The sequence below is a fragment of the Chromobacterium sp. IIBBL 290-4 genome (assembly GCF_024207115.1).
GTDB lineage: Bacteria > Pseudomonadota > Gammaproteobacteria > Burkholderiales > Chromobacteriaceae > Chromobacterium.
Genome location: NZ_CP100128.1, coordinates 1519197 through 1540159, shown reverse-complemented (window position 1 = coordinate 1540159; position 20963 = coordinate 1519197). Strand labels below are relative to the sequence as shown.

13 protein-coding genes are annotated in these 20963 nt (G+C 62.0%); 8 read left to right on the top strand and 5 right to left on the bottom strand.

What is annotated here, in order from left to right; translation table 11 throughout:
- Positions 1-39 precede the first annotated feature (39 nt).
- Positions 40-3750 (top strand): methionine synthase, encoded by a 3711-nt coding sequence (metH, locus tag NKT35_RS07165; RefSeq protein ID WP_254300259.1) that lies wholly within the window; start codon positions 40-42, stop codon positions 3748-3750.
- A gap of 176 nt (positions 3751-3926) precedes the next feature.
- On the opposite strand, the gene NKT35_RS07160 is transcribed toward metH, so the two are convergent.
- Both NKT35_RS07160 and NKT35_RS07155 read right to left on the bottom strand, forming a co-directional pair.
- On the bottom strand, positions 3927-5294 hold the full coding sequence (locus NKT35_RS07160) for a hypothetical protein (RefSeq protein WP_254300258.1): 1368 nt from the start codon (positions 5292-5294) through the stop codon (positions 3927-3929).
- The gene (locus tag NKT35_RS07155; RefSeq protein WP_254300257.1) at positions 5291-5854 is read right to left on the bottom strand and encodes a hypothetical protein; all 564 of its coding nucleotides are present in this window, start codon (positions 5852-5854) and stop codon (positions 5291-5293) included. The genes NKT35_RS07160 and NKT35_RS07155 overlap by 4 nt, the downstream gene beginning before the upstream one ends.
- Positions 5855-6222: 368 nt before the next feature.
- Between NKT35_RS07155 and NKT35_RS07150 the strand changes: the two genes are divergently transcribed.
- Complete coding sequence (locus NKT35_RS07150) at positions 6223-6639, top strand: hypothetical protein (protein ID WP_254300256.1); 417 nt, start codon at positions 6223-6225, stop codon at positions 6637-6639.
- 108 nt (positions 6640-6747) lie between these two features.
- On the opposite strand, the gene NKT35_RS07145 is transcribed toward NKT35_RS07150, so the two are convergent.
- A complete protein-coding gene (locus NKT35_RS07145; protein ID WP_254300255.1) occupies positions 6748-8004 on the bottom strand; it encodes an MgtC/SapB family protein in 1257 nt (418 codons plus the stop codon).
- 107 nt (positions 8005-8111) lie between these two features.
- Here NKT35_RS07145 and NKT35_RS07140 point away from each other — a divergent pair, with 107 nt between their 5' ends.
- Entirely contained in the window at positions 8112-10841 is a 2730-nt protein-coding gene (locus NKT35_RS07140) for a DEAD/DEAH box helicase (protein WP_254300254.1), read from the top strand.
- 12 nt (positions 10842-10853) lie between these two features.
- On the opposite strand, the gene NKT35_RS07135 is transcribed toward NKT35_RS07140, so the two are convergent.
- On the bottom strand, positions 10854-11771 hold the full coding sequence (locus NKT35_RS07135; RefSeq protein WP_254300253.1) for a DMT family transporter: 918 nt from the start codon (positions 11769-11771) through the stop codon (positions 10854-10856).
- Between the two features lie 92 nt (positions 11772-11863).
- Here NKT35_RS07135 and NKT35_RS07130 point away from each other — a divergent pair, with 92 nt between their 5' ends.
- From NKT35_RS07130 to NKT35_RS07115, 4 genes are all read left to right on the top strand, one after another.
- Positions 11864-12739: a LysR family transcriptional regulator gene (locus tag NKT35_RS07130; protein WP_254300252.1), complete on the top strand. Its 876-nt coding sequence runs from the start codon at positions 11864-11866 to the stop codon at positions 12737-12739.
- Positions 12740-12919: 180 nt separating this feature from the next.
- Positions 12920-13561, top strand: coding sequence for a pyridoxamine 5'-phosphate oxidase (pdxH, locus tag NKT35_RS07125; RefSeq protein ID WP_254300251.1), 642 nt, complete (start codon positions 12920-12922; stop codon positions 13559-13561).
- A gap of 630 nt (positions 13562-14191) precedes the next feature.
- Positions 14192-15667 (top strand): M4 family metallopeptidase, encoded by a 1476-nt coding sequence (locus tag NKT35_RS07120; protein WP_254300250.1) that lies wholly within the window; start codon positions 14192-14194, stop codon positions 15665-15667.
- Positions 15668-15761: 94 nt separating this feature from the next.
- A complete protein-coding gene (locus tag NKT35_RS07115; protein ID WP_254300249.1) occupies positions 15762-17012 on the top strand; it encodes a M28 family metallopeptidase in 1251 nt (416 codons plus the stop codon).
- A gap of 80 nt (positions 17013-17092) precedes the next feature.
- On the opposite strand, the gene ppc is transcribed toward NKT35_RS07115, so the two are convergent.
- Positions 17093-19792, bottom strand: coding sequence for a phosphoenolpyruvate carboxylase (gene ppc, locus NKT35_RS07110; RefSeq protein WP_254300248.1), 2700 nt, complete (start codon positions 19790-19792; stop codon positions 17093-17095).
- A gap of 239 nt (positions 19793-20031) precedes the next feature.
- Here ppc and hemC point away from each other — a divergent pair, with 239 nt between their 5' ends.
- The gene (hemC, locus tag NKT35_RS07105; RefSeq protein ID WP_254300247.1) at positions 20032-20961 is read left to right on the top strand and encodes a hydroxymethylbilane synthase; all 930 of its coding nucleotides are present in this window, start codon (positions 20032-20034) and stop codon (positions 20959-20961) included.
- Positions 20962-20963 lie beyond the last annotated feature (2 nt).

Here is a 20963-nt window from a genome sequence, read left to right as displayed (position 1 = left end):
TAATTATCTATCGTTTTAGACAAAATAAGCCCCATAGTCATGACAAAGCCATTGCCGCATCCTGTTTTTCAGCGCCTAGCCCAACGCATTCTGATTCTGGATGGGGGCATGGGCACCATGATCCAGCGCCACCGGCTGGAAGAGGCCGATTACCGCGGCGAGCGTTTTGCCGACTGGCCGTGCGACGTCAAAGGCAACAACGACCTGCTGGCGCTGACCCGTCCCGACGTGATCGGCGGCATCCACCAGGCTTACCTCGACGCTGGCGCCGACATCATCGAGACCAATACTTTCAACGCCACCTCGATCGCGATGGCCGATTACCGGATGGAAGGGCTGGTGTGGGAGATCAACCAGGCAGCCGCCAAATTGGTTAAGGATCTTTGCGCGGCGCAAACGGCGAAGAATCCGGCCAAGCCGCGCTTCTGCGCCGGCGTGCTCGGCCCCACCAACCGCACCTGTTCGATCAGCCCGGACGTCAACGACCCCGGCTACCGCAACGTCAGCTTCGACGAGCTGGTGGCAAGCTATACCGAGGCGATAGACGGCCTGGTGGCCGGCGGCGCCGACTTGCTCTTGGTCGAAACCATTTTCGACACGCTGAACGCCAAGGCGGCGGTGTTCGCCATCCATCAATACTTTGATGAGCGGCCGGGCATCGCCCGCCTGCCTATCATGGTTTCCGGCACCATCACCGACCAGTCCGGCCGCACGCTGACCGGCCAGACCACCGAAGCCTTTTACAACTCGCTGTCGCACGCCAATGCCGTGAGCTTCGGCCTCAACTGCGCCTTGGGCCCGGACCTGCTGCGGCCTTATGTCGAGGAAATGTCGCGGGTATCGTCCACTTACGTCTCCGTGCACGCCAATGCCGGCCTGCCCAACGCCTTCGGCGGCTACGATCTCGAACCTGAGAAGATGGGCGAGTATGTGCGCGAGTGGGCCGAGAGCGGGCTGATCAACATCGTCGGCGGCTGTTGCGGCACCACGCCGGAACACATCGCCGCCATCGCCCAGGCGGTGGACGGCGTCGCGCCGCGCGCGCTGCCGCAGATAGAGGCCAAGTGCCGCTTGTCCGGCCTGGAGCCGTTCAATATCGGCGATGAAGACTTGTTCGTGAATGTGGGCGAGCGCACCAATGTCACCGGCAGCCGCGCCTTCGCCAAGCTGATCCTCAACGGCGACTACGCCACCGCGCTCGATGTGGCGCGGCAGCAGGTGGAAAACGGCGCCCAGGTGATCGACATCAATATGGACGAGGGCATGCTGGACGCCCACGCCGCGATGGTGCGCTTCCTCAACCTGATCGCGTCCGAGCCGGACATCGCCCGCGTGCCGATCATGATCGACTCGTCCAAATGGGAGGTGATCGAGGCCGGGCTGAAGTGCATCCAGGGCAAGGGCATTGTCAACTCGATCTCGATGAAGGAAGGCCGGGACAAGTTCGTCGAGCAGGCGCGCTTGATCCGCCGCTACGGCGCGGCGGTGATCGTGATGGCTTTCGATGAGACAGGCCAGGCCGACACCTACGCCCGCAAAGTCGAGATTTGCGACCACAGCTACCGCATCCTGGTGGACGAGGTGGGCTTCCCGCCGGAAGACATCATCTTCGACCCCAATATCTTCGCCGTCGCCACCGGCATCGACGAGCACGCCCGTTACGGCCTGGACTTCATCGAGGCCACCGGCTGGATCAAGCAGCACCTGCCGCACGCCAAGATCTCCGGCGGCGTGTCCAACGTCAGCTTCAGCTTCCGCGGCAACAACAAGGTGCGCGAGGCCATCCACGCGGTCTTCCTCTACCACGCCATCCAGCGCGGCATGACCATGGGCATTGTCAACGCAGGTGCCTTGGAGGTGTACGACGAGGTCGACGCCGAATTGCGCGACCGCATCGAAGACGTGGTGCTGATGCGCCACCCCAAGGACGGCGGCGACGCGACCGAGCGGCTGATCGAGCTGGCCGAGAAATTCAAAGGCGAGGCGGTCGGCGACAAGAAAGTCGAGGATCTGGCCTGGCGTTCCTTGCCGGTGGAGAAGCGGCTGGAGCACGCGCTGGTCAAGGGCATCACTACCTATATCGTCGAAGACACCGAGGAAGTGCGGCTCAAGTGCGAGCGGCCTATCCACGTGATCGAAGGCCCGCTGATGGACGGCATGAACGTGGTCGGCGACTTGTTCGGCGCCGGCAAGATGTTTTTGCCGCAGGTGGTGAAGTCGGCGCGGGTGATGAAGGCCGCCGTCGCCCACCTGGAGCCGTTCATCGAGGAAGAGAAAATCCGCCTCGGCTTATCCGACGCGCCGGCCAAGGGCGTGATCATCATGGCCACGGTCAAGGGCGATGTGCACGATATCGGCAAGAACATCGTCGGCGTGGTGCTGCGCTGCAATAACTACAAGGTGATCGACCTGGGCGTGATGGTGCCGTGCCAGAAGATTCTCGACGCCGCCATCGAGCACAAGGCCGACATCATCGGCCTGTCCGGCCTGATCACCCCCAGCCTGGAAGAAATGAGCCACGTGGCCAAGGAAAAGCAGCGCCAGGGTTTCGACATCCCGCTGCTGATCGGCGGCGCCACCACCTCCAAGGTGCACACCGCGGTCAAGATCGCGCCGCACTACCAGCACCCGGTGGTCTACGTGCCGGACGCCAGCCGCGCGGTGGGCGTCTGCTCCAATCTGCTGTCCGATACTTTGAAAGACGGCTTCGTCGCCGAAAACCTGGCCGAGCAGCAGCGCGCGCGCGAAGGCCACGCCAACAAGGCCAACCGCAAGGTGGTCAGCCTAGAGGCCGCGCGCGCCAACAAGGAAAAAATCGACTGGGCCGATTATGTGCCGCCCCAGCCGCAATGGCTGGGCGTGCGCCGCTTTGAAAACTATCCGCTGGCCGAAATCGCCGCCTACATCGACTGGACGCCGTTCTTCCAGAGCTGGGAGCTGGCCGGCCGCTTCCCGCGCATTCTCGACGACGAGATCGTCGGCGAATCGGCGCGCGCGCTGTACGTCGACGCGCAGGCGATGCTCAAGCAGATTGTCGACGAGAACTGGCTGGCGGCCAATGCGGTGATCGGCCTGTTCCCGGCCAATAGCGTCAATCACGACGACATCGAAATCCGTTCGGCCGACGGCCAGCCGCTGATGACCTGGGTCGGCCTGCGCCAGCAGCTGCCCAAAACCGACGGCAAGGCCAACTGGGCGCTGGCCGACTACGTCGCGCCCAAGGACAGCGGCGTCGATGACTATATCGGCGCTTTCGCTGTCACCGCCGGCATCGGCATTGAGCCGCATGTGAGGCGCTTCGAAGACGCCAACGACGACTACTCCGCCATCCTGCTGAAGGCGCTGGCCGACCGCCTGGCCGAGGCCTTCGCCGAACTGATGCACGCCCGCATGCGGCGAGAGTTCTGGGGCTACGCCGCCGATGAGCACATCGACAACGAAGGCTTGATCGACGAGCTCTATCGCGGTGTCCGCCCGGCGCCTGGTTATCCGGCCTGCCCGGACCACACTGTGAAGACGGACCTGTTCAAGCTATTGGATGCGCCAGCCATCGGCATGACGCTGACCGAGGGCTACGCCATGCTGCCCACCGCCGCCGTGTCCGGCTTCTATTTCAGCCATCCGGCATCGCGTTATTTCGGCGTCGGCAAGGTGGAGAAGGACCAGGTAACCAGTTACGCCGAACGCCGCGGCGTCAGCATCGAGCAGGCCGAACGCGACCTGGCGCCCAATCTGGGGTATGACGCTTGATTTGAATTTTAGCTGGATATTGTGGATGAGAGAGCATCCAACCATGAATGCTTGCATGGACATCATGTAGAGTTTTTGCGATTGTTGAGTATGTAATTTTTATCTATGCGCCACAAAACTAGGTAATAGTTTTGTGGCGTATCTACATGCGATAATGAGATGGAAAAGTATTATTATTATCGGTTTTTAACTAAAACAGTACGATAACCATCTATCTTCTCATCGCGCTCAACTATAAAGTCAAAATTGCCTAGCATGCGAGGAGCGGGGCTTGCTACTGGTTGGTCCTCCTGAACACCTGGCCCGATGACGTCAATGGTATTGCCGATGTGGCCAAGCCACGGTTGCCCTATTCCACCCTCTACGTAGAATTTAAGGTTAGACCGATACGTATTCTGACTGTTATTAGTGCTTGTCAGGTAGGGGCGAGAGGTAACTTGTATATGATAAGTGCCGGTCTGAACATCATTGCAGTTCAGGCTCAGCACATTCGGCGTCATCTGGTTTGACTCAATATGCTCTTGAACCCCATTAGGGTATGTGATGGTTACATATCCAGACCCTTCTAATTCGAATTTAGACATATTCCCCGATAAGTAATTGTCGGCGCCTCGGTACTTTGCTGCGGCGCTAGCAGATTTGATGAGCCTGATTACCTCCTGTTCTAATCCTAGCGATGGATTCAGATAAACCTCTTGAAAACCATGACCGCTCAAATCGTATAAGTATGTGCTAAATCCGGAATCGAAATTTGCTGGCGCAGGCTGAAGAAGATGGAGCTCGGTAGATAAAGCTCTGGCCCATGTGTTTATGACTTGATCGCGATTGGATGTGATATATTTTCCTGTGTCTGGAGTTGCTGCTGGCGTAGCAACATTAACGACTTGAAGGTGGTCTTTAATATGATACTCTTTGAATCGTTTGTCATCGGCTTGAAACCTGGAATATATGCCCTGGGCAAACATATTGCCTTGAGAGTGAGCAACAATTATTTGTTTTAATCCCCAGGATGAACTGACTGCAATCCACTCATATGATGAGTTTAGCGTATTCAATGCTATTGGATCATATTGAAGTGACTGAGTTGCAAAAGAAGAAGTAATAGCACTCATGGCGCTATTGCTTTCTTCTGATGAAAGATCGGATTTTAACCCATTTCCCATCAAATTGAGATTTTCTATATATCTTGCTTTTTCTACTGCAGCGATTCTTTCCCCAAATTTCTGTAAGGTCAATTTTCTAAATATATCAAGTAGCCTACCTTCTGAAGGGTTGTGAAGAGGAGTAATAACATTAAAATATGGCACGCCGTTAAGGAATAAACTCTTCCCTAATGCATTAGCAGCCATAACCTGAGCGGCAGGCCCTGGCGACCATATTCCGTTTATATAGTAAATTTGCGGCTTTTTTCCACACACTCTTGACCATGGATAAGCATTCAGAAAATCTATATCTGGTCTATAAATGGCTTGGGCGGAGTTGGAAACCAGCAATATGAATGCGGGAAGAAGTAGATTAATTACTTTTTTCACGTAGTAATTCATTGTGCATTCCCAGTTTGAGGACAGTGGGTTGGAGCGACATTTAAACTGATAATTGACGTAGGACTATTTACCGCAGCTTGTCGAGCGGAGAGGCGTTCTAATGTATTGTAAGTACGAGCATAGATGGCGCCGTTGATTTTAGTGAGCTCATCTAATTTTTCTGGGCCCGCCATCTGAATGGCACAGGCCGCATTTTCAGATTCTCTATAAACAATACTATCGGTTGTTTCTGGGCTGTTTTGTTGATAAGTGGTTATCGATTGCTGGTACATGCGAGCAATAAGTTCAGCTCCTGCTTTGATATTGGGCGTGGAGGGATGCAAATCCTGAATTTTTTGCCAGACATCATCTCGGTAACCACGATGTTCGGAATCAATACCGACAACACTGTCTAGGTTACCTTCCATCGTATAAGTTCCAGTTGCTGGATTGACCGCTGTACCTGGTTGATTGCTTTTTATTTGTTGAGAGTTGCTGCCGCTTCCCCCACCACTGCAAGCAGATAATAGGGTAAATGAACAAGCTAAAAAGAAATTAAATGGATGATAGGGTTTATACATTTTACACACTCAAGATTTTCCAGGTTTGATATGCCTTTAAACAGAAGGCAGGCGAACTTTGGGGGAAAATTCCTATGGTGTCGATAATTGCAGATGTGTAATATTCACAATTCATACCTAGTTTATACACTTTAAACCTATATTTTCTTGTGTTAGCAGGTCGCCATTTTCGGAAGGGATACTACGACAGGGAGCTTATCTGTTTGTATGGGTATCGCTATCAAGAACCTACGGGATAGGGCAATGGCCAGCATCCTTGCTTGAGAATCCGGCTTCCTGTCATAACGAATCATCCCTAACCTTGAGATCTAGGTCTGTAAACGGGCATTGGTAGATGCTGCGCAGATATCAATGTGTCTGGAAAGTAAATGAAACAAATGATTTGGTTGCTGTGTCTGCCGTGGGCGGCGCAGGCGGCGTTGGAGAGCGATACGCGTTGTTTTGTCGCCGCCAACGGCGGCAAGCCCATTCACCTGCAATTCACCAGCGTGGGCGATGCCGATAGCGCTTGGTCGGTTGCTTATGTGCGCTATGGCAAGCGCGGCAAACCGATCACCTTGGTATGGCTGCGCGATGAGCAAGAAGAAGCGGGCGAGGGACGGCCTTATCAATTCACCGAGGAGTGGCTGGAAATCGTCGACGGCCGCATCAACGGCCAATACACGACCACCCATCAAGGCGTGAACTACTACCGCTTTCATTATCGCGGCGCCAATGGCCGTGAAATCGATTTTGAAGAGGATTGGGACGCATTGTCCCGAGCCAAGCAGGGCTGCAAGTGGTAGCTGTGGATAAATTCGCTGCAATGCGATATCTGTGGATAACGCGCGATTAATGGGTTTCATCGCGTCCAGATTCGGGATGCGCTGCGCCGGCAGCCATGGTGGCTCCCATCATCCCCACAGCAAGGCCGACAAGCCCAGCGCGGCTAGCGCCAGCAACAGCGCCAGGCTCTGCCTGCCCGCGGCGCGCGAACCCAGCGACAGCGCGTAAACGCCCTTGGCGAGGTTGTTGGCCGAGGTGGCGATCAGGATCGCCGCGGCCGCCTGGGAGAGCGGCGTCAGCTGCGGCGTGGATTGGGTGATGCTCATGATGAAGGGGTCGACGTCGCTGACGCCCATCACCGCCGCCAGCGCGTAGACGCCGGCCGAGCCCAGGTATTGCGCCGCCAGCCGCGTGGCCGCCAGCATGGCGATGAACAGCAGCGCGAACATCAGCGCCGCGCCGATTTCCAGCGGATTTTTCGGCGGATGGGCTGCGTCGGGCCTAGCCGTGTCCGCCTGGCCGCTGCGCGCCCATCCCGCCCCGCCCAGCAAGGCCAGCGCGGCCAGCAAGGAGAAGGGCTGCCATAGCCGGCTGAGCAAGGCCGGATTGAACAGGGCGAGGAAGGCCATCAGCCGCAGATACATCATGCCGGACGCCATCAGGATGGCGCCGGAATACAGCCGCGGCGAGGCGGCGTCCACCGAGCGGCGCGCCAGCACGAAGGTGGTGACGGTGGAGGAATAAGCCCCGCCGGCCAACGCCGACAACAACAGCCCGCGCTTGCCCTGGCGCAGCCTTTGCAGCAGATAGCTGCCGTAGGACACGGCGCTGACCGCCACCACCACCAGCCAGGTTTTGAACGGGTTGATGGCGAAGCGGCCCGCCGCTTCGTCGGGCAGCAGCGGCAAAATCACCGCGGCCAGCAGCAGAAACTGGGTCAGGGTGAGGATGTCGGCGGGGTCGATGCGGCGGGCCAGCCCTTCCAGCCGGGTCTTGAACTCCAGCAGCAGCAGGCTGGCCACGGTCAGCGTGGTGGCCAGCCAGTAGAGCTGGTGGCAGACCAGCACGCCTATCAGATAGGTGGCGAGGCCGGACATTTCGGTGGTGACGCCGGAATAGCCGGACGCGCCCAGCTTGTGCCAGTAAGACAGCAGCAGAAAGGCGGCGATCACGGCAAAGCCCAGCGCCACCGGCAGCAGCTGGCCGTCGGACAGCACGGCGATGCCATAGCCTATCAACGCGATCAGCGGATAAGTGCGCACGCCGCCGAAGGCGTAGTGATCGCCGGCCTGGCGCTCCTCCCGCTCCAGGCCGATCAGAAACGATAGAAACAGCGCCAGCGTGATTTGCGTCGCTTCGGGCGGCAGCCAGTCCGGGTAGCGCATGGGCATCCTCCGATTCTGATCGAGATTCCTATATCAAGATACGCCATCGCCGCGCCGCGCATCTTGCCTCTGGTCATGGCGGCCCGCTTGCGGCAGTATCAGCCGCCATGAATACCCAAGCTTCTTCCCGCCTGGTCTGGCGGCTCAAACTCGCCGGCTCCGGCGCCCAGCTGCGGCCCTTGCTGCAATCCGCCGGCCCCGAAGGCTGGGGGCGCGGCCGCGCCTGTTCCTTGACCTCTCTATTGAATGAGGAACGGGCGGCGGTGGCCGAACACGACTTGCCGGTGTTGCGTCGCCTGCTCGCCTTGCTGGAGCAAAACGATGGCGACGCGGGCCTGATCGACGCCATGCCCTTGCTGCCGGTCTTGATCGGCCATCCGTTGTTGTTTGACGCGGACGCGCCGGCGCGGCGGATTCGGGTGGAGGCGGGCGCGCCGGCGTTGGAGATGGAGCGTGTCGGCGCGGAGTTGCGGCTGAAGCTGCTGCCGGAGGGGCTGGCCAGCTGCGGCGGCTTGCTGTGGCAGCGGCCGCAGCCGGAACGGGTATTGGTTTTCCAACTGACCGATGAGTTGAAGGCGCTGGCCGACCTGGTGGGCAATGGCCTGGCTGTGCCCTGGCAAGCCAGGCAGCGGGTGCTGGAGGCGATACGCGATGTCGCGCCGGGCTTGCCCTTGGTGGATGCCAGCCCGCAATTCGATCCGGAGCAGGCCAGCGAGCCGGCCGATGCCACGCTGTACGCTCTGCTGACCCGCCAGCCGGAAGGCTTGCGGCTGCAGCTCAAGGTCAAGCCGCACCCGGCTGCCGCCTGGAGCGCGCCGGGGCGCGGCGCGGCTGGACTGGTGCTGGATGTCGATGGCGAATACCGCCAGTTCGCCCGCGATCTTGCGGAAGAGGCGCGCCGTCTGCGCGCCTTGCGCGAAGCCTGCCCGGCGATAGGGCGCGGCCAGCGCGACGGCGACGGCTGGCTGTTCGCCGATCAGCATTCGGCGCTGTCCTTGTTGTCGCAATTGCAGGCGGCGGGCGAGGATAGCGTGGTCTGCCTGTGGCCGCAGGGCGACAAAATCCGCCTGGCCGCCGCCGAGGGCATGCCGCAATTGCGGCTGAAGGTGAAGCGGCGCGGCGGCTGGCTGCAGGCCGAGGGCGAGCTGGAGCTAGACGACGGCCGCATCCTGACCCTGCGCCATCTGCTGGCCGCGCTGGCCAACCAGAAGGGCAAGTATCTGCAGCTGTCCGACGGCGACTGGCTGGCTTTGTCCGGCAGCCTGCAGCAGCGGCTGGGCGAGTTGGCCCGCATGGTGGACCACGCCGGACCGGACGGGCTGGCGATCAGCCCCTTGGCTGGCCCGCGCTTGCAGGCGCTGGGCGAGGAGGTGGGGCAATTCGACGGCGACGCAGGCTGGCAACAGCAAGCGGCGCGCTGGCGCGAGGCGACGGCCTTCGAGCCGCAAGTGCCGCCCAATCTTCACGCCACCTTGCGTCCGTATCAGCAGCAAGGCTACGCCTGGATGGCGCGGCTGGCGCATTGGGGCGTCGGCGCCTGCCTGGCCGACGACATGGGCCTGGGCAAGACGGTGCAGACGCTGTCGCTGCTGCTGACCCGAGCCCACCTGGGCCCGCAGCTGGCGGTGGCGCCGACCTCGGTGGCGCTGAACTGGCTGGCCGAGGCCGCTCGCTTCGCGCCCAGCCTGCGCCTGCGCGCCTATCACCAGCAGCGCCGCTTGGATGATGTCGGACCGGGAGACTTGGTGATCGTCAGCTACGGCCTGCTGCAGCGCGAGGCCGATGCTTTTGGCGAGGTGCATTGGGCGTCCGTGGTGCTGGACGAGGCGCAGGCGATCAAGAACCCGCAGAGCCAGCGCGCCCAGGTGGCGCAAAGCCTGCGCGCCGATTTCCGCCTGGCCGCCAGCGGCACGCCGGTGGAAAACCATCTGGGCGAGCTGTGGAGCTTGTTCCGCTTCATCGCGCCGGGTCTGCTGGGCAATCTGGCGCAGTTCGAACAGCGCTACGCCCAGCCGATCGCCGATGGCGACGAAACCGCGCGCGCGCAGTTGAAGGCGCTGATCCAGCCTTATCTGTTGCGGCGAACCAAGCGCGAGGTGCTGACCGAGCTGCCGCCCAAAACCGAGACCACGCGCTTGATCGAATTGTCCGAGCAGGAACGCCATGTCTATGAGGCGATGCGGCAGGAAGCGCTGGCGCGAGTGGCCGAGGCCGACCCGGCCGCCGGCGGCCAGACCATGCAGGCGCTGGCCGAGTTGACCCGGCTGCGCCGCTTCTGTTGCCATCCCAAGCTGGTGCAGCCCGACAGCGCGCTGCCGGCCAGCAAGCTGGCGGCCTTCGCCGACATCTGCGAGGAGCTGCTGGACAACGGCCACAAGGCGCTGGTGTTCAGCCAGTTTGTCGATCACCTGGCGCTGGTGGCCGAGCATCTGAAGCAGCAGGGCGTCCGCTTCCATTATCTGGACGGATCGACGCAGACCAAGCAGCGCAAGGCCAGCATGGACGCCTTCCAGGCCGGCGACGGCGATCTGTTCCTGATTAGCCTGAAGGCTGGCGGCACCGGGCTGAACCTCACCGCCGCCGACTACGTGATCCACCTGGACCCGTGGTGGAACCCGGCGGTGGAGGACCAAGCCTCCGACCGCGCCTACCGCATGGGCCAGCAGCGGCCGGTGACGGTGTACCGGCTGGTGGCGGCCGGCACCATTGAGGAAAAAATCGTCGATCTGCACCGCGACAAGCGGGCATTGGCCGACAGCCTGCTGGCCGGCGGCGACGCCAGCGCGCGGCTGGACGGCGAGGCTTTGTTGGCGCTGTTGCGCGGCACGGCCATTTGATCGATAAGCAGGTTAGTGTGTTTGGGCGGCCGCGTTGACGCGAAGCGCCGGTTTCGCCGCTGTCGCGTTTCCTCGCGCCGCCAGCCAGGCCCCCAGGCTGACGCAAACCAGCCCCGCCGCCAGGTAGCCGGTCAAGGGTTCGCCCAGAATCGGCACCGCCAGCAAGCCGGCCAGGATGGGAATCAGGGCGAACAAGGCGCTGACGCGAACCGTGCCCAGGATGGCGCTGGCGCGCAGATACAGCAGCATGGCGCAGATGGCCGCGCCGACGCCCTGATACAAGGCTTGAAACGCCAGCGCGCCCCAAGAGGCGTCCGCCAGATGCTTGGGCAAGAACAAGATGTAGATCGGCAAATAGAGCAAGGCGGCCATGATGGTGATGGCGCGCGTCAGCGGCCAGGCCTGGAAACCCCAGCGTCGCGCCAGCACGCCGAAGCTGGCCCAGCTCAGCGAGGACAGCAGCAACATCAGGTCGCCGGGCAGGGTATGGCCGCCGCCGTCGCCGAACATGGGAATGGCGCTGATGAGCAGCCCGAGCGCTATCAGCGCGTAAGCCGGAAGCTTATGCCGTTGCATGGTTTCGCCGGTGAACAGCCAGGCGAACACCGCCGCTAAAAACGGTTGCAAGCCCGGCAGCAGCAGGCCGCCATGGGCCGCCGGCGCGTATTTGAAGCCGCAATAGGCGAAGATGCTGACGCCCAGACCGCCTAACACGGTCAGCAGCCAAATCCTGGCATCGCGCAGCGAACCCGCGGGCAGCCCGCCAACGAATAGCAGAATCAGCGCGGCAGTGCCGACGCGCAGCGCCAGCACGTCCGTTCCGGCCAGCGCGCCTTTGCCGGCGAGGCGGGAAACGATATTGAAGCCGGTCCAGATGGCGACGGCGCCGAATGCCGCCAGATAGCCCTGGCGCAGTGTGGGTGTGGACATTAGCAATCTCCATTGAGTTATGTTTGCATGCTATACACGTTTATCATTCTTAAAAAATGAATTATTATGATTGAAATAATCTCTAGATAAGAATGATGGAACTGGACGAGCTGCGAATTTTCCAAGCCGTGCTGCACGAAGGCGGCGTGACGCGCGCCGCGCAGCGGCTGAATCGGGTGCAATCCAATGTCACCACCCGGCTCAAGCAATTGGAAGAAAAGCTGGGCGTGGCCTTATTCCTGCGCGAAGGCAAGCGCATGATCGCCACCGATGCCGCCAGCGTGCTCAATGACTATGCGGAGAAAATGCTGTCGCTGGAGGAAGAAGCGCGGCAGGCGCTGGCGGATAGCACGCCGCGAGGCCGTTTGCGCTTGGGGGCGATGGAAAGCACGGCCGCTGTCCGTCTGGCGCCGGCGCTAGCCGAGTATCACAGCCGCTTTCCCGCTGTGCAGCTGGAGTTGAAAACCGGCGTGACGGCCGATCTCACCCAGGCGGTATTGGATGGCGCGCTGGACGCGGCGCTGGTCAGCGGCAGCGTAGACGATGCCCGGCTGGCGCAATGCCAGGTGTACGAGGAGGAGATTGTGCTGGTGGCCGCCGCCGGTTTGCGGGAGGTGACGCCGGCCATGCTGGCCGACGCCACCTTGCTGACCTTCGGCAGCGGCTGCGCCTATCGCCAGCGCCTGGAGCAATGGCTGCGGGAACAAGGTTTGCAAGCGCGGCGGGTCATCGAACTGTTTTCCTACCATGCCATGCTGGGTTGCGTCGCCTGCGGCATGGGGGTGGCGCTGCTGCCGCGGAGCTTGCTGGCGTCGATGCCGCAGACGGCAGGCCAGGTGTCGGTGCATTCGCTGCCCGAGTCATTGCGTTACGCGCAAACCATGTTGATCCATCGCAGCCATCGGCGCCAGCCCGCGCTGGATGCGATGCGGATGTTGCTGCTGGGGGAGGACGGCAGAGAGAGTTGAATTTGAGCGATGAAATAATTGGCAATTCAAATATTCTTCATTTGAACTCTTTGTCATAATGGGTTGCGCCCGCGTCGATCCGCTCGCCTATGGATAGGTCTTGATCTGGGGCGAACCACGGCGGCACCGGCGTTTTCGCCGCCGGCGCTAATAGAATAAGATGCTGGTTTAGGAGGAGTCATGTCATTGAATCTTGCCGATATCCGTCTTGAGTACTCCAAGAAGGAATTGTCTCCGGAAGAGTGTTTGCCGGACGCCGTGTCGCAGTTTGAAATCTGGCTGAACGAAGCGATCGCCGCGCAGGTGCATGAACCCACCGCGATGAATCTGGCCTCGGTTGGCGAAGATGGCCGGCCTGCCTCCCGCATCGTCTTGCTCAAAGGCGTGGAAGCGGGACAGTTGCTGTTCTACACCAATTATCAAAGCCGCAAGGGCCAAGCGTTGGAGGCGAATCCCTTTGTCGCCTTGACCTTTTTCTGGCCGGAGCTGGAGCGGCAAGTACGGGTGGAAGGCAAGGCCGTGCGCGTGGCGCCGGATGTGTCCGACGCCTATTTCGCCAGCCGCCCGTATACCAGTCGGCTGGGCGCCTGGGCCAGCGAGCAGAGCAGTGAAATCTCCTCCAAGGCGGTGCTGGTGACCCGCGCGGCGATGTTTGGCGCCCGCCATCCGATCAATGTGCCGCGTCCGCCGCATTGGGGTGGTTTCGCCGTGGCGCCAGACCGGATCGAATTCTGGCAAGGCAGGCCTAGCCGATTGCATGACAGAGTGCTGTATCTGTTGCAGCCGGATGGCTCATGGCGGAAGTCCAGGCTGGCTCCGTGATGGATTCCTTGTCCGGCGGCGGTTCCGTCGCCGGCCCTCTCCCTCCTCGCAGGAAGTGATAGTCTAAATTACATTAGTCTGTCATATCGTTGTTTTTTCCTCTATTCCCCTATCTTTCAAAATCAGGCGCGCTTTCTTAGCGCGCTTAATTACGATTTATCTCGCTATTCATTGGCATAAAAATCCAATAGGTACAATGTTTTCGGAAAACTCTTGCATTGTATACAGCATGCAACTGCTAGAAAGTACAGATGCATAATTGAGTGAAAATTCCAATACCTAAATACGCACTCGGGATTGAATGGGTCAAGACACTGTCGATTAGAACCCCAGACCGCCGCGCCTGGCAGCGTGGTGGCCGGATTCGGTCCCGTAGCCGGTTGCTGTCGCCAAGGGAAACCTTTGCCGGGCGATGGACAGGCTTGCGGCGGGAATGCGCACGGGGCCCAACAGAACGGCGTCGGCGGATGGCACTTTCCCCGGCAAGCGGCTCCATCCTTCATCCTTCCGCGATGATGACAGCCCCACCCGAGGCGCGGCAGCCTGAAGCCGCCCGCATCCGGCAGGCGGCCAAGCGCAAGGCGGCACAAGCCTTGTCTTGTCTACATCTGTCTACATTTGGAGTCCGTGATGAAAAAACAGCAAACAATGCTGCGTGGTTTGGTACTGTCCGCTCTGGCAGTGATGAGCGCGTCCGCGTTCGCCGCAGAGCGCATCGATCTGGAAAAACAGGCCAAGTCGGCTGTGGCTGGCGCGTCGGCGTTCACCAGCGTGAATCAAGGCGACCTGAAGCCGCTGCGCAGCGCGCAGTTCTCCACCGGCAAAGTGGTGACCCGCTATCAGCAGTACTACCAAGGCGTGCCGGTGTGGGGCGAGGCTGTCGTGGAAGAGAAGCAGGCCGGCGCGGCGTTCAAGGGCGCGCAAGGCAAATTGAGCGGCCACTATATCGCCGGCATCCAGTCGGACCTGGCCTCCGCCAAGCCGACGCTGAGCCGCGAAGCCGCGCTGAGCCAGGCCAAGTCGTTGAAGGCCAACGGCAACCCCACGTTCAACGAGAAGGCGGATCTGGTCGTTCGCCTGAGCGATCGCAATGTGGCCCAGCTGGTGTATCTGGTTTCCTACGTGGTTGATGACGGCAAATCGCCCAGTCGTCCCAATTTCATCATCGACGCCAACAGCGGCCAGGTGCTGAAGCAATGGGAAGGCCTGAACCACGCCGAAGCCGGCGGCCCCGGCGGCAATGCCAAGACCGGCCAGTACACTTATGGCAAGGACTATGGCCCGCTGATCGTCACCAGCGATTGCAAGATGGACAGCGGCAATGTCGCCACCATCAACTTGAACGGCGGCACCAGCGGTTCCACCCCGTACAAGTTCGCGTGCCCGACCAACACCTACAAAGCGATCAACGGCGCTTATTCGCCGCTGAACGACGCCCACTACTTCGGCAACGTGGTGTTCAACCTGTACAAGGATTGGTTCAATCTGAAGCCGATCAGCCAGAAGCTGCTGATGAAGGTGCATTACAGCCGCAATTATGAGAATGCGTTCTGGGACGGCACCGCCATGACCTTCGGCGACGGCGCCAGCACTTTCTACCCCTTGGTGTCGCTGGATGTGTCGGCGCATGAAGTGAGCCACGGCTTCACCGAGCAGAACTCCGGCCTGGTGTATAGCGGCCAGTCCGGCGGCATCAACGAAGCGTTCTCCGACATGGCCGGCGAAGCCGCCGAGTACTACATGAAGGGCAAGAACGACTTCCTGGTGGGCGCGGAAATCTTCAAGAAGACCGGTGCGTTGCGTTACTTTGCCGACCCGACCAAGGACGGCCAATCGATTGGCAATGCCAAGGACTACTACGACGGTCTGGACGTGCACTACTCCAGCGGCGTGTACAACAAGGCGTTTTACCTGATCGCCACCAGCCCCAACTGGAACACTCGCAAGGCGTTTGAAGTGTTCGTCGACGCCAACCGCCTGTACTGGACCGCCAACGCCACTTACAACAGCGCCGCTTGCGGCGTGGCGAAAGCGGCCGATGCCCGCGGTTACAGCAGCGCCGACGTGACCAAGGCCTTCGCCGCGGTAGGCGTGGCTTGCAAGTAATGCCAGCGTGAAGGGGCGCGGCCTCGCCGGCCCTGCCCCATCTCTCTGCCGCCGCCGCGAGGCGGCGGACTTCGCTCAGCTCAGGAGTGTTCCCATGTTGAAAATGCGTCAAACCGCCGCGCTGGCGCTGTTTGCCCTCGCCGGCGGCGCGCAGGCGGGACAGCCGGTGTGGATATCCATCGGCGATCAGGCCTACCAGCAACTGCGCAAACTGGATGCCGGCGTGAAAAGCCAGCAGAGCCGACAACTGGCCGCCGATGGCCGCCTGGCCAAGGGCGCGGCCGGCGAAACCGTCCATGTGGTCCAAGTGGATGAAGCCTTGCTGCCCAAGCTGTCCGACGCCATCCATGAAAATCTGCGCCACTGCGGCGGCTACATCGTCCATGGCAACCAGCAGGAGGCGCGCGCCGCCTTGAACGGCGCGGCCGCGCCGTTGGCCAAGGCATTGGCGCCCAGCTACGCCATCGACAACCAGGCCGCGGTGAACAAGCTGCTGCCGCAATTGCAGGACAGCAATATCCTCGGCACCATCCAGTCGCTGTCCAATTACCAGAACCGTTTCTATACCACCAGCCATGGCGTCAACGCGTCCAACTGGATCGCCGCGCAGTGGAAACAACTGGCCGGCAGCCGGACCGATGTGACCGTCGAACAGTTCGCCCATGCCAGTTGGCCGCAAAAGTCGGTGATCCTGACCATCAAGGGCACCGACAACTCGGCCGAAACCATCGTGCTGGGCGGCCATCTGGACTCCACCATCGGCAGCGGCACCGGCGAAAGCAGCCGCGCGCCGGGCGCGGACGACGACGCTTCCGGCGTAGCCAGCCTGACCGAGGTGGTGCGCGTGCTGCTGGCCAGCAATTACCAGCCGCGGCGCACCATCAAGTTCATGGCCTATGCGGCGGAAGAGGTGGGCCTGCGCGGCTCGGCCGACATCGCCAAGCGCTTCAAGCAGCAGCAGGCCAATGTGGTGGGCGCGCTGCAGCTGGATATGACCAACTACCAGGGCGACGCGCAGGACATCTTCCTGTTCACCGACTACACCAACGCCGCGCAGAACACCTTCCTGGCCAATCTGGCCAAGGCCTATCTGCCCAGCTTGAAGGTCGGCTACAGCCAGTGCGGCTATGCCTGCTCCGACCACGCTTCGTGGACGGCGCAGGGGTATGCGGCCTCGTTCCCGTTCGAGTCCAGCTTCAACAACTCCAATCCTTACATCCACAGCCGCAACGATACCTTGGCCAATTCCGACAGCCAGGCCAAGCATGCGTTGAAGTTCTCGCAACTGGCCTTGGCCTATGCGGTGGAATTGGGCAGCGACGGCCCGGCCAAAGCGTTGCGTTAAGCGTGCCCGCCGTCGCGGCTAGCCAGGCCGCGGCGGTAGTCTCGCGCGGCGCCGGGCGACCGGACCGCGCTTTTTTTCGCCTAGCCGGTGTTGCGCAGGCCGGCCGAGGTGCCATTGATGGTCAGGTGGATGGCGTACAGCGTGTCCTCGTCATCCGGCTCCTCGCGCAGTCTGGCCAGCAAATCCGCCTGCAGCAGGCCCAGCGCGTCCAGGAAGGGCAGGCGCGACTCCAGGCTGCGGCGCAGCGTCGGGTTGGTTTCCAGCAATTCGGTTTGGCCGGAGATGGCGAAGAAGGCGTCGTGGGTTTTGCGCCATTCGGCCTCGATGGCGCCGAACAGCCGTTCCGCCAATTCTCCATCCGCCACCAGATGGGAGAAGCGGCGGGCGATGCCCAGATCGGCCTTGGCCAGCACCTGCTCCATATTGGACAGCATCACCTGGAAGAACGGCGAGTGGCGGTAGAGATGCTGCAGCTTGGCCAGGCCGGCGTCGCCATGCCGCTGCACATAGGCGGCCACCGCCGAGCCGACGCCGAACCAGCCTGGCAGCATCAAGCGCGATTGCGACCAGGAGAATACCCACGGTATCGCGCGCAAGTCGCCGATGGACGACAGGCTTTTGCGCGAGGCCGGCCGGCTGCCAATATTGAGCCGGGCGATGGCGGTGACCGGCGTCGCCTCCAGGAAGTACTGCATGAAGCCCGGCGTTTCCACCAGCGCGCGATAGGCAGTGAAGGCGGTGGCCGACAGCTCGTCGAACAGCTCGGCGTCGATCTCGCCGCCGGGGATGTGGCCCAGGCTGGCCTCCAGCGTCGCCGCCACCAAGGCTTCCAGATTGCGGCCGGCGATGGCCGGGTCGGAATATTTGGCGGTGATCACCTCGCCCTGCTCGGTGATGCGGATGCGGCCGGCCACGCTGCCGGCCGGCTGGGCGACGATGGCCTCGTAGGACGGGCCGCCGCCGCGTCCGACCGAGCCGCCGCGGCCGTGGAACAGCTGCAGCCGCGCGCCAGCTTCGGCGAACACCTTCACCAGCCGCGTTTCCGCCTGGTAGAGCTGCCACTGGCTGGTCAGATAGCCGCCGTCCTTATTGCTGTCGGAATAGCCCAGCATCACTTCCTGCACCCGCTCGCGGCTGTCGAGCAACTGCTTGTACCAGGGCAGGGCGAACAAGGCGCGCATCACCGTCTCGCTGTTTTCCAGGTCGGCGATGGTTTCAAACAGCGGCACCAGATTGACGCTGGCGCGCGGCGAGCCGTTCTCCAGCCGGATCAGGCCGGCTTCCTTGCACAGCAGGGCCAGGGCCAGGATGTCGCTGACGCTGGCGCAGTTGGAAATGATGCACTGGCCGATGGCTTCGACGCCGAACTCGCGCTGGATCGCCGCCGCTTCGCGGAAGATGGCCAGTTCTTTCTCGGTTTGCTCGCCATAACGCAGATAGGGCGAGAACAGCAGCCGCGGCGTGGCCAGCTCGCGGGTCAGCGCCCGCACCCGCGCGGCTTCGTCCAAGGCCTGGTATTCCTCCAGACCGGCGGCGCTGAACAATTCGGCCACCACGCTTCCGTGAATGGCGGCGTGCTGGCGCAGGTCCAGCGGCATCAGGAAGAAGCCGAACACATCCACGCTGCGGATCAGCCGCGCCAGCCGGCCCTCGGCCAGCAGGGCGCTGCCGTGGGCGCGCAGCGAGGCGGACAGCGCGGCCAAGTCGCGGATCAGGCCGCGATGATCGGCGTAAGGCTCGCGGATATCCCAGCGGCAGGCCAGCTCCACGCCGCGCTGATGAGCGCTGGCGCGCAGCTTGCCCTGCATCGTCGCCAAGGCGCGGCGATAGGGCTCTTCGCCGCGGCTGACCGCCGTGTCCGGAGAGTTTTCGGCCAGCGCCAGCACCGCTTCGCTGGCGACGACCAGCCGCGACGACATCGACAATTCGCGGTACAGGCTTTTCAATTCCTGCAGATAGTATTCGAAGGCCTGTTGCGCCTGGCGGGTGATGGCCTGGCGCAGCAAGCTAGCGTCGACATTGGGGTTGCCGTCGCGGTCGCCGCCTATCCAGCTGCCGACGCGGACGAAGGACGGCAGATTGGGCGCCTCCTCCCACAGCAGGCCGATCTCGCGCTCCAGCCGCTGATACAGCGCCGGCAGCGCTTCAAAGAAGGCCAGCGGATGGTAGGCGACGCCGTTGGTGATCTCGTCGCGCACCGTCATCTTGAAATGGCGGATTTCCGAGGTCTGCCACAAGGCCAGGATCACCCGCTTGAGCTTGGCCTCCAGCTCTTCCCGCTCTTCCAGCGTCAGGTCCGGCGCGTGCAGCTGCGACAGAAAGCGGCGCACCGCGCGGTGGCTGTCCAGCACGCTCTGGCGCTGCACCTCGGTGGGATGGGCGGTGAGGATGGCGCCGACCTTGGCGTGGCTGAGCAACTGGTGCAGCGAATGGAAGCTGACGCCGTCCTGGCGCAGCTTGGCCAGCGCCCGGGCGACGCTGCCCTGCTGCGGCGCGGAGCCGGCCTGCTGGTGGGCGCGGCGGCGGCGGTTGTGGTGCAGGTCTTCGGCGATGTTGAACAGCTGGGCGTAGAGGCCGCAGGCGCGCAGCAGCGAGGCGGCCGCTTCCGGCGCCAGCTGCGGCAGCGGATGGCTGCGTTCGTCGCCGCGGCGCGAGGCGATGGCCTGCACCGCGCCTGACACCACCGGGCCTTCCTGTTCGTTCACTACTTCAGAGAGCAGCCGGTCCAGACAGGCCAGATCGGCCCGCAGCGGCAAGTCCTTGTCTTGATCGTGCAGCATTGTTGTTGTGTCCCTGTGTCTGACTCGTCAGCGCTGGCCACTGGCGGCAATGGCCAGCGCTCGCGGGTCGAAGGCGAACATTCATCATAAGCAGCTTGCGCGCCGTAGTGGTCAGACTACGGCATTTTTACGGGAAAGGTTTTGATTCTGCTGCGTCGCAGCAACAAGCGGCGGCAAGCCCATGATGGCGGCGTGGTAGAATCCGGCCATCGTCATAGCAAGCAATGGAACCCGGTTTCATGGACAAGATCGTCATCGCCAGCCGCGAAAGCCGGCTGGCCATGTGGCAGGCCGAGCACATCCAGGCCCGGCTGCAGGCGCTGTACCCGCACCTGACAGTGGAAATCCTCGGCATGACCACCCAGGGCGACCAGATTCTGGACAAGACGCTGTCCAAGATCGGCGGCAAGGGGCTGTTTGTGAAAGAACTGGAGCAGGCCTTGCTCGACGGCCGCGCCGATCTGGCGGTGCATTCGCTGAAGGATGTGCCGATGACGCTGCCGGCCGGCTTCGCGCTGGCGGCGGTGTGCGAGCGCGAAGACCCGCGAGACGCCTTGGTTTCCAACCGTTTCCATAGCCTGGCCGAATTGCCGGACGGCAGCGTGGTGGGCACCTCCAGCCTGCGCCGCGAGGCCCAGCTGCGCGCCCAGTTTCCGCATCTGCGGGTGCAGCCGCTGCGCGGCAATGTGCAGACGCGGCTGAAGAAGCTGGACGACGGCGAATTCGACGCCATCATCCTGGCCGCCGCCGGCCTGAAGCGTCTGGGCCTGGCTGAGCGCATCCAGAGCGAGCTGGCGCCGTCGGAAAGCCTGCCGGCTGCCGGCCAGGGCGCGCTGGGCATCGAGATCCGCGAAGACCGCGCCGATCTGATCGCGCTGTTGGCGCCGCTGAATCACCCGGCCACCCGAGCCTGCACCGCCGCCGAGCGCGCGCTGGCCAAGGAGCTGGGCGGCAGCTGCCAAGTGCCGTTGGGCGCTTTCGCCACCCTGAGCGAGGGCACCTTGACCCTGGGCGGCCTGGTGGCGCATCCGGACGGCTCGGTGGTGCTGACCGCCAGCGCCAGCGCGCCGGCCGACTACGCCGAAGCGCTGGGCCGCGCCGTGGCCAAAAAGCTGATCGACGACGGCGCGAAGCCGCTGATAGACGCCGTGCTGGCCGAGCCGCGCTGAGG

Bases quoted from the DNA above. Each gene is read 5' to 3' on its own strand.
- hemC (WP_254300247.1), top strand. From the start codon at position 20,032: ATGGACAAGATCGTCATCGCCAGCCGCGAAAGCCGGCTGGCCATGTGG.
- NKT35_RS07120 (WP_254300250.1), top strand. From the start codon at position 14,192: ATGAAAAAACAGCAAACAATGCTGCGTGGTTTGGTACTGTCCGCTCTG.
- NKT35_RS07145 (WP_254300255.1), bottom strand. From the start codon at position 8,004: ATGCGCTACCCGGACTGGCTGCCGCCCGAAGCGACGCAAATCACGCTG.
- ppc (WP_254300248.1), bottom strand. From the start codon at position 19,792: ATGCTGCACGATCAAGACAAGGACTTGCCGCTGCGGGCCGATCTGGCC.
- NKT35_RS07130 (WP_254300252.1), top strand. From the start codon at position 11,864: ATGATGGAACTGGACGAGCTGCGAATTTTCCAAGCCGTGCTGCACGAA.
- NKT35_RS07160 (WP_254300258.1), bottom strand. From the start codon at position 5,294: ATGAATTACTACGTGAAAAAAGTAATTAATCTACTTCTTCCCGCATTC.
- pdxH (WP_254300251.1), top strand. From the start codon at position 12,920: ATGTCATTGAATCTTGCCGATATCCGTCTTGAGTACTCCAAGAAGGAA.
- NKT35_RS07155 (WP_254300257.1), bottom strand. From the start codon at position 5,854: ATGTATAAACCCTATCATCCATTTAATTTCTTTTTAGCTTGTTCATTT.
- metH (WP_254300259.1), top strand. From the start codon at position 40: ATGACAAAGCCATTGCCGCATCCTGTTTTTCAGCGCCTAGCCCAACGC.
- NKT35_RS07140 (WP_254300254.1), top strand. From the start codon at position 8,112: ATGAATACCCAAGCTTCTTCCCGCCTGGTCTGGCGGCTCAAACTCGCC.
- NKT35_RS07150 (WP_254300256.1), top strand. From the start codon at position 6,223: ATGAAACAAATGATTTGGTTGCTGTGTCTGCCGTGGGCGGCGCAGGCG.
- NKT35_RS07135 (WP_254300253.1), bottom strand. From the start codon at position 11,771: ATGTCCACACCCACACTGCGCCAGGGCTATCTGGCGGCATTCGGCGCC.
- NKT35_RS07115 (WP_254300249.1), top strand. From the start codon at position 15,762: ATGTTGAAAATGCGTCAAACCGCCGCGCTGGCGCTGTTTGCCCTCGCC.